10 protein-coding genes are annotated in these 12,530 nt (G+C 58.3%); 5 read left to right on the forward strand and 5 right to left on the reverse strand.

Translation table 11 applies throughout. The annotated features are described in order from the left end of the window. Positions 1 to 7: 7 nt before the first annotated feature. Positions 8 to 532, reverse strand: coding sequence for a transporter suffix domain-containing protein (locus ACYZT6_RS12865; protein WP_462027210.1), 525 nt, complete (start codon positions 530 to 532; stop codon positions 8 to 10). 116 nt (positions 533 to 648) lie between these two features. On the opposite strand from ACYZT6_RS12865, the gene ACYZT6_RS12870 reads away from it, so the two are divergent. The 3 genes from ACYZT6_RS12870 to ACYZT6_RS12880 are packed head-to-tail and all read left to right on the forward strand — an operon-like array spanning position 649 to position 4,346. Continuing rightward, positions 649 to 2,190, forward strand: a complete 1,542-nt coding sequence (locus tag ACYZT6_RS12870; protein WP_462027211.1) for an efflux transporter outer membrane subunit — start codon at positions 649 to 651, stop codon at positions 2,188 to 2,190. Continuing rightward, the gene (locus ACYZT6_RS12875; RefSeq protein ID WP_462027212.1) at positions 2,183 to 3,331 is read left to right on the forward strand and encodes an HlyD family secretion protein; all 1,149 of its coding nucleotides are present in this window, start codon (positions 2,183 to 2,185) and stop codon (positions 3,329 to 3,331) included. Before ACYZT6_RS12870 ends, ACYZT6_RS12875 begins: the two co-directional genes overlap by 8 nt. Further along, positions 3,321 to 4,346 carry a DUF2955 domain-containing protein gene (locus ACYZT6_RS12880; RefSeq protein WP_462027213.1) on the forward strand — a complete coding sequence of 342 codons (1,026 nt, stop codon included), beginning with the start codon at positions 3,321 to 3,323 and terminating at the stop codon, positions 4,344 to 4,346. The genes ACYZT6_RS12875 and ACYZT6_RS12880 overlap by 11 nt, the downstream gene beginning before the upstream one ends. Here the strand turns inward: ACYZT6_RS12880 and ACYZT6_RS12885 are convergent. Continuing rightward, positions 4,331 to 4,786: a hypothetical protein gene (locus tag ACYZT6_RS12885; protein WP_462027214.1), complete on the reverse strand. Its 456-nt coding sequence runs from the start codon at positions 4,784 to 4,786 to the stop codon at positions 4,331 to 4,333. The two genes, ACYZT6_RS12880 and ACYZT6_RS12885, sit on opposite strands and share 16 nt — an antisense overlap. Before the next feature lie 224 nt (positions 4,787 to 5,010). On the opposite strand from ACYZT6_RS12885, the gene ACYZT6_RS12890 reads away from it, so the two are divergent. Continuing rightward, positions 5,011 to 7,398 carry a DUF3772 domain-containing protein gene (locus tag ACYZT6_RS12890; protein WP_462027215.1) on the forward strand — a complete coding sequence of 796 codons (2,388 nt, stop codon included), beginning with the start codon at positions 5,011 to 5,013 and terminating at the stop codon, positions 7,396 to 7,398. Positions 7,399 to 7,495: 97 nt separating this feature from the next. Here the strand turns inward: ACYZT6_RS12890 and ACYZT6_RS12895 are convergent, their stop codons facing one another. From ACYZT6_RS12895 to ACYZT6_RS12905, 3 genes are all read right to left on the reverse strand, one after another. Then, positions 7,496 to 8,539 carry an alpha-xenorhabdolysin family binary toxin subunit B gene (locus ACYZT6_RS12895; RefSeq protein WP_462027216.1) on the reverse strand — a complete coding sequence of 348 codons (1,044 nt, stop codon included), beginning with the start codon at positions 8,537 to 8,539 and terminating at the stop codon, positions 7,496 to 7,498. A 29-nt stretch (positions 8,540 to 8,568) separates the two neighbouring features. After that, the gene (locus ACYZT6_RS12900) at positions 8,569 to 9,768 is read right to left on the reverse strand and encodes an alpha-xenorhabdolysin family binary toxin subunit A (RefSeq protein WP_462027217.1); all 1,200 of its coding nucleotides are present in this window, start codon (positions 9,766 to 9,768) and stop codon (positions 8,569 to 8,571) included. Between the two features lie 267 nt (positions 9,769 to 10,035). Continuing rightward, positions 10,036 to 10,944, reverse strand: a complete 909-nt coding sequence (locus ACYZT6_RS12905) for a helix-turn-helix domain-containing protein (RefSeq protein ID WP_462027218.1) — start codon at positions 10,942 to 10,944, stop codon at positions 10,036 to 10,038. 162 nt (positions 10,945 to 11,106) lie between these two features. On the opposite strand from ACYZT6_RS12905, the gene ACYZT6_RS12910 reads away from it, so the two are divergent. After that, positions 11,107 to 12,465, forward strand: a complete 1,359-nt coding sequence (locus ACYZT6_RS12910) for a glutamine synthetase family protein (RefSeq protein ID WP_462027219.1) — start codon at positions 11,107 to 11,109, stop codon at positions 12,463 to 12,465. The last annotated feature ends 65 nt before the right edge of the window (positions 12,466 to 12,530 follow it).

The raw sequence follows: 12,530 nt of genomic DNA on the forward strand, positions 1-12,530 counted from the left end.
AACAGCCTCACACCGTCCCTGGATTGACGACCTTTGCCGTGCGGATAAACAACGCCCGCACCTTGTCCCAGAAATTGCCCCCCAGCACAAAAAAGCTGCCGATCAGCATGGCGTCGCCCAGCACCTGCAACTGCCACAGGTTCGGTCTGAAACCAGGCCAGAACGTGTCGACGTAGGGTTCAAGAAAGGCCGAGATCAGCGGCAGACAAAACATCACGATACCGATTCGATGACGAATCGGCCCTACTTCGGCATCGACTGACGGCGCAATCCCGGACACGTAACCGAATACTTTGCTTTTCAACTGCTGGAACCCGGCCTTGCCCATGACAGCAATGACGACGATCAGCAGGACTTTATTGCTGATGAACAAAACGCCGGTCAGCGCGGCGATTCTTGAGCCTGGAATGTCGAGCGCCGCGGCGATCGGCACCATCAGCCACGAGCCCAACATCAAGCAAATAATGGCGATACCCACTTTGAAGCGCCAACCAGCGGAATGAGGTTCAGCCTGACCTTGGGGGTTACTCATGAGTGTCCTGCCTATAAGTGATCGCAGAAGGTTTGAGGGTGCTTGAGAAGCTTAGCAGCCGGTTGCTCATTTGGACGGCTATGCTCCAGTGACCTTCCCTGGTTGGACGATACCCAATGCATCGAGGCCGTTCCCTGCTGAGGCTGCCAGGCCACCTCCTCTTGCTCGGCGCACTTGGCCTGAGTGGCTGCGTGCGGCTGGGGCCGGACTTCCAGCCGCCGGGCGAGCCTTGGGTCGAACAGTGGAACACCGCCGCCCTTGAACACGCCAGCCAACGCGGGACAAACCCGGATATTCGTCAGTGGTGGCAAGTCTTCAACGATCCGCTGCTTAATCAGCTGATCGCCGCGTCCGATGCCCATAACTCCAGCCTGAAGATCGCCGGCCTGCGCGTGATGGAAGCCCGTGCCCAGTTGGGCATTGCGCAAAGCGGGCTCTATCCGCAATTGCAGCAAGCCAGTGCTGACAGTCTGTACTTCAACCGCCGCCAATCGGGTGGCACCAATCCACAGGACAGCCATTTCTGGCAATACAGTGCCGGCTTTGATGTCGGTTGGGAGCTGGACTTCTGGGGCCGTTTCAGCCGAGCCATCGAATCGTCCGACGCCAGTTACTTTTCGGCCCAGGCCAACTATGAAGATGTGCTGGTGTTGCTGCGCGCCCAGGTCGCAGACACTTACTTCTCGTTGCGCACCACCGAGGCGCGATTGCGCGTCGCCCGGGAGAACGCCAAACAGCAAAAGCGCAATTTCGAAATCACCGAAAAACTGTTCAACAGCGGCCAGCAAGCCGAACTCGACCTGCAACAAGCCAAAACCCAATACCTCGGCACGCTGAGTACCATCCCCAATTTCGAAGACCAGCTGCAACGAACCCGCAATGCCTTGGCCGTGCTGATCGGGCAACCGCCCGGCACATTGCCGCAGGTGGCGGAAAACCAAGGGCTGATCCCGTTGGTCGATCGCGTCGTGCTCCAGGATGTTCCGGCCAATCTGCTGCTACGCCGGCCCGATGTGCGTGCCGCCGAGCTGAATGTCGCCGCCCAGTCGGCATTGATTGGCGTGGCTGAAAGTGATTTCTATCCGTCGCTGACCTTGCTCGGCAGCATCGTCTGGTCGGCTGACACCCTCAACGGGACGTCCAGAAGCCTGGACCTGATCGGCGGCCCCAGCCTGCGCTGGAACCTGTTCGACCATGGCCAGATCAGCAACAACGTGCGCGTCCAGGATGCGCGGTTGCAGCAACTGATCGAGACGTATCGCGACAAAGTCCGCCAGGCTGCGCGCGAGGCTGACGATGCCGCCACTGGCCTGATCAAATCGCTGGAGCGCGAACGCATCCTGAGCGAGGCCGAAGTCGCTGCCAAACGCTCGCTGGTGCTGGCCAGCGCGCAATACCGCGAAGGTTATTCGGACTTTCAGCGCGTGCTGGATGCGCAGCGCGCACTGCTCGAACAACAGGACAACTACCTGGTTGCCCGCAGCAACGCCGTGAGCAATCTGATTGCCCTGTACAAATCCCTGGGCGGCGGTTGGTACAGCGCCCAGCCCAAAGTTGATCAAGCCACCCGCCAGCAGATGGAAAAACGCACCGATTGGGGCGACCTGCTGACCGAGCCCGCCGCCCCTCTGCCCCACAAGGTAAACAGCCATGAGTGAAGCCGTGCAGCCTGTCCCCGAGGCGCCCGCACCTACACCTCCAGCGCCTCCCCCGCCTGCCGCCGACCCGGCGAAAAAAGGCATCAAATGGGTGCTGCTCCTGATTCTCCTGAGCCTGGCGTGGCACCTGCTGGCCGACCGCTTCACGCCCTATACGCAACAGGCACGGGTGGGGGCCTTCGTCATTCCGGTCGCCTCGGAAGTCGCCGGCCGGGTGATCCGCGTCAACGTGCGCAACAATCAGGACGTCCAGGCCGGCGACGTGCTGTTCGAGGTGGATCCGCAGCCGTACCAGATTGCCGTGGACCGGGCGCGCGCAGACCTTGAATCGACCCGTCGACAGATCGGCGCCAGCACCGCCGGTATCGCCTCGGCGCAAGCCAACTTGCGGGCCGCGCAGGCCAACGAACTCAAGGCGAAACAGGACAACCAACGTCTGGAAGGCTTGTACCGCGAGGACCCTGGCACCATTTCCGTACGCTTGCTCGAAGTGTCTCGCGCCAACCGTGAACAGGCGGTCAGTCAAGTCGCTGCCGCCCGCGCCGAAGTGCAACGGGCGCGCGAGCAAGAAGGCGGCAACGAGGAAGACAACGCCCTGTTGCGCAGCGCCGCCACGGCGCTGTCAAAAGCCGAACTGGATTTGTCCAACACGCAGATTCGCGCCCGCTCGGCGGGGCTGATCACCGATCTGCGCACCGACGCCGGGCAGTTTGCCGCGGCTGGTGGCGCGGTCATGACCCTGATTGCCATCCATGACGTGTGGATCAGCGCGGACATGACCGAAAACAACCTCGGTCTGGTGAAAGTCGATACGCCAGTGGCGATCGTCCTGGATGCGCTACCGGGCGAAGTGTTCGAGGGACGGGTGCGAAGTGTCGGTTACGGGGTCAGTGTCGGACAGACGCCCGCGCCTGGCACCTTGCCCAGCGTGCAAAACAGCCGCGACTGGCTGCGGCCGGCCCAGCGGTTTCCAGTGATTATCGAGTTCTCCGAGGATGCCCGGAAAACCTTGCGCGACAGCCGCGCCATCCGTGCCGGCGGGCAGGCTGAAGTCATGGCCTTTCCCACCCAAGGCAACCCGCTGAACCCGCTGGGTCGCGTGTTTGTGGGGTTTATGAGCTGGCTTTCGTATGCCTACTAAACACACGCCCCGGGAACAGCGCGCATTGCGACTCGCTACCGGCACGGCGTTGTGCCTGGCCGCGAGCTTCGGCCTCGGTTTGCCGATCCCCTTTCTGGCGCCGGTGCTGTGCCTGATCCTGCTGGCCTCGATCAATCGTCCGCTACCGTTCAAGGCTGCCGTGGTGCTCGCTCTGGCCGCGATGTTAACCACGGGCCTCGGCCTGTTGTTGATCCCGATCCTGCGCTATTACCCCGTCAGCGGCGTACTGCTGATCGGCCTGAGTCTGTTCCTGGTGTTCCGTTTCGGTCTGCGCGGCGGCAATGCCCTGATCGTGACCTTTCTGGTGATTGGTCTGACCATGATTTCCTCGGCCGGCGTCGCCGAATTCGATCTGGCGGCGATGGTTATCGGTGCCCTGGTCAAGGGGCTAATGCTCGCCGTTGCGGTCGTGGCGCTCAGTCACGGGCTATTCCCCGATCCGGCGAATGCCCCTTCCCCGCCGCCCGCCCCACCCCTGCCCGCCGAAGAAGTCAGCCGGGTGGCGCTACGTGCAACCCTGATTGTATTGCCGACGTTTCTGCTGGCGCTGGTCGACCCCGCCGGCTATTTGCCGATCATCCTCAAGGCCGTTAGCCTCGGTCAGCAAAGCTCAACCACAAACGCCCACAACGCCGGTCGTGAACTCGTCGGGTCGACCTTGCTCGCCGGTTTGTTGGCGATCCTGTTCTGGAGTGCCCTCAGCCTGTTTGTGCACCTGTGGATGTTCTATTTGTGGATGCTGTTGTTCAGCCTGGTGCTGGCGCGCAAGCTCTACGCCCTGAGCCCGACCCGGTTCAGCCCGGGGTTCTGGCTCAACACCCTGATCACTCTGATCATCCTGTTGGGCCAGTCAGTTCAGGACAGCGCTGCCGGCAAGGACGTGTACACGGCGTTTGCCGTGCGCATGGGTTTGTTCCTCGCCGTCACGTTGTATGCCTGCCTGATGGTTTATCTGCTTGAGCAGCGGCCGAAACAAACTCAGGGATTAACCTGATAGCCCTTGCCCTGCAGACAACTGCTGTACGCCGTTGAAGTGGTCGCAGCACTGGTTTTCTCTTGTGCCCGACGCTCCTGACGCTGACGCGAACCGCCCACCACGGCGCCTGCTACCGCCGTCTCTTTGGCACGATTCTGCCGATAGTCCTGCTTCGTATCATCATCGACGCGATCATAAAACTCGTCATGCTGACGTCCGCGCACTTGTGCCCCGGCCGCTCCGGCGGCGGCACCCGCAGCAGCACCGCGCACTCGCCCTCCCGAAGCAGGCTGCGCGGTCGACGCGGCCTGACTGGACGCGATGCTATTGCATTCATTGATGTCCAGTTGGGTCTGTTGCGAAGTCTGCCCTTTCATCGGTACGACCGTCGCCGCCCAACCCTGGGTACAGGCAACCGCCAATGCGATGCTCAGGCTGATGGATGACACCTTGCTCATAATGACCTCCAAAGCAGCCCGTCACTCAGCAAGAACCCAGGGTGGTTGGACCGCTGATAACTGATCCCAGGCTTGATTCAGCAACAAAGAGTGTAGATCACGCGGCACTCACGCTCAGCGCGGTGCTGCCTGATCCGGACGGCGAACAGGATTCTTTTCGATCGTTTTGGCGTGATGGCCTAACCTCATAGGTTAAGCGACCCACAACAGAGTCGAGCACTCCTATGCGTAATGCATTGAAGTTAATGATTTTCGCCGTGCTCACGCTGCTTGGAACCAGTGGTGGAGCGCTGTCGGCCGCCGACTTGCCGGCAATGCCAACCCCTATGTCAGGCACTGTGCCTGTTGCCATCTCTGCAAGCGAGCTGCAAGACCTGCAAATCCGCCTTGACCGAATCAAGCAACAGATTTCGCTGGCTAATAACCTGACCCAGATGGTCGGCCTGCAAGATTCCGTGCAGTTGTTTATCAGTGATGTGGATAGCCTGCAGTCGTCCCTGCTGCCCGAACAGAAGCAGTTGCAGGCCCAACTTGATGTACTGGGCCCGGTATCGGTGGAGGATGTCGCATCAGAGAAGTCGGATATCGCGACGCAAAGAGCCTATCTGTCCGAGCAAAAGACCAAAGTCGACGCCAACCTGAAAACCCTGACGGCGCTTAGAAATAATGCTGCCGGCCTCATCACTCAAATTGCCGGTATTCGACGCAGCCTGCTGGAAACCGAAGTCACGCTGCGTAGCGGCAGTATTCTAGGGCCGTCGTTTTGGGCGCCGTTGTTTAGTCCCCTCAAGGAGGACCGCCAACGGCTGAGTGATTTCATCCAGCAGGCCTCCAGCGCAATCAAGGCCGCCTGGCAACCCGGCGAGCGCCTGTTTGCCGTCTTGCTGATCGTGCTGGCCGTGGGTATTTGGTCCTGGGGCCGAAGAATCGCGGAGCGCGGGCTGGCCTGGCTTTGCATTCATCGAATGCCTGAAGGCCGTTTGCGGCGAAGTTCGCTCGCACTGGCTTCTGTCGTGGCCACGCTATTGACCACCGCGTGTGCGATGCACCTGCTGTTTTATGCGCTCACTCGACAACTGCCGTTGACACCGATGATTCAGAACTTTGCCGATGAATTCGAAAAACTCATCTATGTCTGCATCCTGATTACCGGTTTGAGCCGGGCGTTGTTATCGACCAAACATCCATCCTGGCGGTTGCCGGCAATCGCCGATCCCGTGGCCTTGGCGATCGAGCCCTTCCCCAGAATATTGGCCGTCACGCTGCTGATTCTGGTAGGTCTGGCACAAATCACCAACGTCACCGGCATGAGCCCCTCCGCGATACTCTTTGGCCGAGGGGTGATCGCGTTCGTGGTCACCCTGATTATCGGTGCGTTGTTCCGGCGTGCCAGCAAAGCCCGAAGAGCCGTGGTGGCCACCGGTGAAGCACCCGAATCGAGTACCACCATCGCCGGCCTGATCTATTCGTTTGCCGGCATTGCCATTTTTGTCGCGATGCTTGCGCTGCTGATCGGCTATATCTCCCTGGCAAGGTTCATCACTTACCAACTGGTCTGGGGATTTATCATCCTCTCGGGCTTTTATTTGCTGATTCAGTTACTCAAAGACAGCTGTGAGTACCTGTTTTCACCCAAGAGCGCCAGCGGCAAGGCGTTCAAACAGTTGCTCGGGATTGGCGATGTGCGCCTTGAGCAAGTGTCGGTCATTTTGTCCGGAGTCGGTCGCGCCGCTTTAATGCTGCTGGGCGTCATTTCACTGTTTGTGGGTGGCGTCGGCACAACGCTCGGCCAACTATTCACTCAGATGTTTGCCATTCTCGGCGGCGACGGCTTGCGCAAATTCAATATCATCCCGGGCCACTTGGTGAATGCGCTGCTGGCCCTGTTCATCGGTATCTACTTGATTCGCTCACTGCGCCGATGGCTGGATAACGAGTTTCTGCCGAAAACCGATATGGACCCCGGCATGTGTGCCTCCCTCAGCACACTGTTCGCCAATATCGGCTACGCCTTGGTGATTCTGATGACGTTGTCATCCCTGGGCATCAAGTGGACCAACCTGGCGTGGATCGTCAGCGCCTTGTCGGTGGGGATCGGTTTCGGTTTGCAGGAAATCGTCAAGAATTTCGTCTCAGGGCTGATTCTCCTGACCGAACGCCCGGTCAAGGTCGGCGACCTGATCAGCATCAGCGGTGTCGAAGGCGACATCCGCCGCATCAACGTCAGGGCCACCGAAATACAACTCAGTGACCGCTCGATCGTCATCGTGCCCAACTCCCAACTGATTTCGCAAAACCTGCGCAACGTCACCCTCGGCGGCAGTGCACAAGGGGTGGCGACACTTGAACTGGTGTTCCCATTGGACATCGATCCCGAGCAAGTACAAAACCTGCTTTACAGCACCTACGCCGAACACGAAACCATCCTCGATAAACCGGCGCCCTTCGTTCGATTCAGCAAACTGAGCCCCGATGGCATCACGCTGACGGTCACCGGTTACGTCAGCAGCCCGAGAATCGTCGGCACGACCAAGAGTGATCTGCTGTTTGAAATCCTCAAGCGGTTGGGTGCGGCGGGTATTGAACTGGCGAAACCGGCGTCTACGGTATGAGATCAAAAGATCGCAGCCTCGTTTCACTCGACAGCGCCTACAGGGAACGTGCACACCTGTAGCAGCTGTCGAGTGAAACGTGGCTGCGTTGAATGGTCTAGTTGATCATCGTGCTGTTGTAGTCCCCCGTCAGCCCCTCAAGATGATGCTTGTATCGCGTCAGCAATCTGGACAGCCCGGCCTGGTTGTATTCCAGGTTTTTCAGCGTCTCAAGGTGCATTGAAAACCCCCGCCACACCCCCGCCACGACAATGATCTCTTCACCCGCGGTCCTGCGTCGGCGGCCTACTTCCGCGACGGCGCTGATATCGGAAAAGAGGTCTTCGGCGCTCTGAAGCTCGTTATTAAGGCCTTCGACCAACCGCGTAATCGACTCGATCTCCAGGTCCAGATTGTTGCGTGAGGTCGCGAGCTGAGTGTATTTGATGCCGTCAGAGACTACCCCCAACACCTTCCTGACCAGCTCAATGCCTTGTTTGACGGCTTCCTTTTTCGGATTGGCCATGTCCAGACCGTCCAATATTTTTCCGTCCGGAATGTAATTCTTGTACATGTCGGCCAGGTTGAACTCGCGAATCACGTCCTGTGCCTTGATCAACGTGTCCCGCTGCTCCACGCACGTCGCTTTATTGAGGTGGTGATCATTGAGCTGGGCCAGAATCCTGGCTTTGCGGTCGCGCGCGACCTTCAGCGGTTCATCTGTGCGCTCACCGATTTCGATCTTGTAAAGGCTTTGGACTTCGCTCTCAAGCAGCCGCGAACGCGCAATGAATTTCGCCTCTACGCCCTCCAGCATCGTCTCGATGTTGCCTTTGACATTGGCCAGTTCATCGGCCACCAGCGCCCGATCTTCCGGGGTCAGGTCATGCCTGGCCAAGGCTCCGTTCAATTCATCGAGCACTTCAAACCACTGTTGCCCGGAGGCGTTGTTCAGTGCGGTCAGCAAGACCGGGAATGATTCACGCAGGGTGGTATCGATATTGTTCAAATACGCGACCACACGGTGGGCTCGCTCCTGCAGCACGTCCGGCCGTTCATTTCTGAAGTTCGCCAGCCTGGAGATATCACGAATGGTTTGAATGATGTTTTTTACGTCAATGACCGGAATAACCGGGGTGTCGATCGGCGTCACACTGCTCATGGCAATAATCCTTTTGTCCGCTGGGCAAATCAGTTGAAGGTTTTTTTGTATTCTTCGAGGGCTTCGTTAAACACCGCCACCAAGTCACCGGCGGTGTTCTTCACGTCACGCCACGGTTCGATCACCTGCGCGAATTCGGCAACAAACGAGGTCAGGCGCAAGGCGTTGTTGATGCGTCCGAACTGGTCGGCCGATGAATCAACCTTGCTCAAAATGGTTTGCCACATCGTGTTCAAGATATTGAGTGCCGCTTCAGCGCCGGCCATGCGGATGCCGATATCACCGAAGTTGGACATGGAACTTTCGATGGCGCTCTGCAAGTTCTCTTTGCCACTGACGGCCAGTTCCAGCGCGTCGATTTCGGTTTTAAGGGCATTGCGCTCTTTACGGGCGGTTTCGGCTTTCGGGCCGAAGATCGAACCTGAAATCGGCCAGAAAATCGGCAGGCCTCCCGAGAACGACATGCCGACGTAATAGTCGTAATCCTTGTCGAGCTGGGTGATCCGCTCCTTCTTGTCCTTGATCGTTTCTTTGGTACTGGCGATGGATTCGAGCAAGTTGTTGCGCTCCATCAAGTCGTACTTGCCCTTCACTTCGGACTGCAAGCCAAAGACGCGTTTACCGCTGGACAGCTCTCCGCCCGACAGCTCGATCTTGAAATTGGACAGGCGATCTTTCAGCTCCTGGGTCGCGCTTTGCTGGCGTTTGATATCGACCTTCATCAGCTCGATGATTTCCGTCACGGCAGAAGCCACTTCTCCGTCGTCGGACGTATAGCGGATGCCTTCGAGATCGTTTTGGCTCATCTCGCCCAGCGTCGTTCTGACGCGGTCCATGATGGGCATTTCCTTGATGACGGAAATGATTTCGCTGCCACTGCTGACGATGTTTTTGGCGGCGGAACTCAGGTCGATACTTTGCTGGACGATTTTATTTTCCACCGCATCCCAGCTGGCGGCATGAATTCTGATTTTCTTGAACAACACCTGGATATCGCTGGGTTCCAGCCCGGCGATGTCCACGTGGGTGTACTTCAGGTATGACTCAACCTCCGGCAACTCGCTGGGCAGCGCGAGGCCTTTCTTTACATACTGTTTTATCTGGATCACATCTTCTTTGGTAAAGATCCCAGCGCTGCGGGCCACGCCGGGAAACTCTCCCGAGATAAGTTGCAGTACCGCTTTTGGAAGGTCATGGCTGGTTTCTGATTCATTCAACAGCACAGTCATTGTGTTTGCCTCGGTTCGTTAAAATCGATACACGACTTGTATCGACGAGCAGAAACCTAGATGACCTTTGCGCTTGACTCAAATCAGACTAAATACCATACAGATCGCGTAACCATCTGATCTTGAACGAATAAATATCAGAATTGAAAAATCCTGAAACATCGAGCCACAGTTGCAGGAAATGACCTACAGACGCGGATTATAGAAAACGCCTGAACTCGTACAAGAATTTCAAGTTTGCAATAACCGCTTTTTTTATTAGTGCGATCAGCGCTGACTCGTGCGTTTTAGCGTTTCGCTCGGCAACTCTTTGAACAACGCTCGATAACTGCTGGAAAACCGCCCCAAATGCCAAAACGACCAATTCATCGCCACTTCGGCAACGGTGGTGTCATTCGGCGTTCGAGCGAGCAATTCGCGGTGGGCGCTGTTGAGTCGTCGCAGGCGCAGCCAGTGGGTCGGTGTCATCCCGGTGAAGGCCTTGAACGCGTGCTGCAACTGACGCAGAGAAACCCCGGCCACCTGGGAAAGCTCCATCAGATTGAGGGTTTCTTCCGGTGAATCGGCGGCCCACTCACCGATGCGTTTCATCACCGCGCGTTCTTCGGTGCGCCGCTGCAGGCCGCCCCGATCGAGGCACACGCAGGCGTTGTCGAGGATGTACAGGCAGTCTTCGAGCAGTTGCTGAGTCAGCGCTTCTTTGCTGGGCGGGTCGAGGGTTTCGGCGAGCCGGGTCAAGGTGCCGCTCAACCAGCGGCTGAACAATGCGTTCTGCCCCGAGTTCAGCGGCGACATGAACAAGCCTTCCAGCCGCGCGACATTCAAGCCGTGGCGCTGAACGAACTCCGGACCGAACACCACGGCGATTTCCTGGTAGTTCTCCGGGGTGATCCAGATGTTGCGGCTTTCGCCATTCAACACGTACAGCGCGTTGTCGCTGCGATCGAAACAGAACGCCAGCGAACCCTGGGGCGCGCTGAAATTCTGCTCGACCCGGGTGTTCATCTGCTCTTCGTAAATCTCCACACCTTGCAGGTCCAGGTAGCGCACGCGCCCGGCGAAATGCCCCGGCGACATCTGCTGATAATGCTGGACCCAACCCGGCGTGGCGCGAATTTGCGCGGCGACATCGTCGGTGTTGAACGCTTGAACCTGGATCGGACTGGACGCTGACATGAAAGACCTTACGCACTCGTTTGGTGCGTTTTGGTGCTGCTTAAAGTGGATAGATGGAACCGCAAGGCTCGCCCAAGATAGTCGTCAACGCGTCTCAGGGGAAGTGTGTGGTGGATGAAACCGCCCTCCCCCGGCGTTAATAAAACCAATAACGAGGTCTTTATGAATGTCCCTTTCGATCAGCTGTTCACGTGGCTGAAAGATCACAAGATTACCGAAGTCGAGTGTGTGGTCAGTGACTTGACCGGCATCGCACGCGGCAAAATTGCACCCACTAACAAGTTCCTGCATGAGCGAGGCATGCGCCTGCCGGAAAGTGTGCTTTTGCAAACGGTAACCGGGGACTTTGTCGACGACGACATCTACTACGACCTGCTCGACCCCGCCGACATCGACATGGTCTGCAAACCCGTCGCGGATGCGGTCTACGTGATTCCATGGGCCATCGAGCCGACCGCCATCGTGATCCACGACACCTTCGACAAGTTCGGCAACCCGATCGAACTGTCGCCGCGCAACGTGCTGAAGAAAGTATTGCAGCTGTACACCGACAAAGGCTGGCGGCCGATTGTCGCGCCGGAAATGGAGTTCTACCTGACCCAGCGCTGCGAAGACCCGGACTTGCCGCTCAAGGCGCCGCTGGGTCGTTCGGGCCGTGCGGAAAGCGGTCGTCAGTCGTTTTCCATCGATGCGGCCAATGAGTTCGATCCGCTCTTCGAAGACGTCTACGACTGGTGCGAACTGCAAGGCCTGGACCTCGACACGCTGATCCACGAAGACGGCCCGGCGCAGATGGAGATCAACTTTCGGCATGGCGATGCGCTGGACCTGGCCGACCAGATCACCGTGTTCAAACGCACCATGCGTGAAGCGGCGCTCAAGCACAACGTTGCGGCGACCTTCATGGCCAAGCCGATTGGCGATGAGCCCGGCAGCGCCATGCACATCCACCAAAGCGTGGTCGACATCGCCACCGGGCAGCCGATTTTCGCCAATGCCGACGGCACGATGAGCGAGCTGTTCCTGCACCACATCGGCGGCTTGCAAAAGTACATCCCGAAAGTGCTGCCGATGTTCGCGCCCAACGTCAACTCGTTCCGCCGATTCCTGCCGGACACTTCGGCACCGGTCAACGTCGAATGGGGCGAAGAAAACCGCACCGTCGGCCTGCGTGTGCCGACCTCCACGCCGGATTCGATGCGCGTGGAAAACCGCTTGCCGGGGGCTGACGCCAACCCGTACCTGGCGATCGCGGCCAGTTTGTTGTGCGGTTACCTGGGCATGGTTGAACGCATCGAACCGAGTGCGGCGGTGCAAGGTCGAGCCTACGAGCGCCGCAACCTGCGCCTGCCAATCACCATAGAAGATGCGCTGACGCAGATGGAAGAATGCGAAACCATCGGGCGGTATCTGGGCGATAAATTCGTGCGCGGTTACGTGGCGGTCAAGCGTGCCGAACACGAGAACTTTAAACGGGTGATCAGCTCCTGGGAGCGTGAGTTTTTGATGCTTAGTGTCTGAAAACCACGCGAAATCACGCGTTCCCCTGTAGGAGCGAGGCTTGCCCGCGAAGAGGCCGGTACATT

The sequence above is a fragment of the Pseudomonas sp. RT6P73 genome (genome assembly GCF_054897715.1).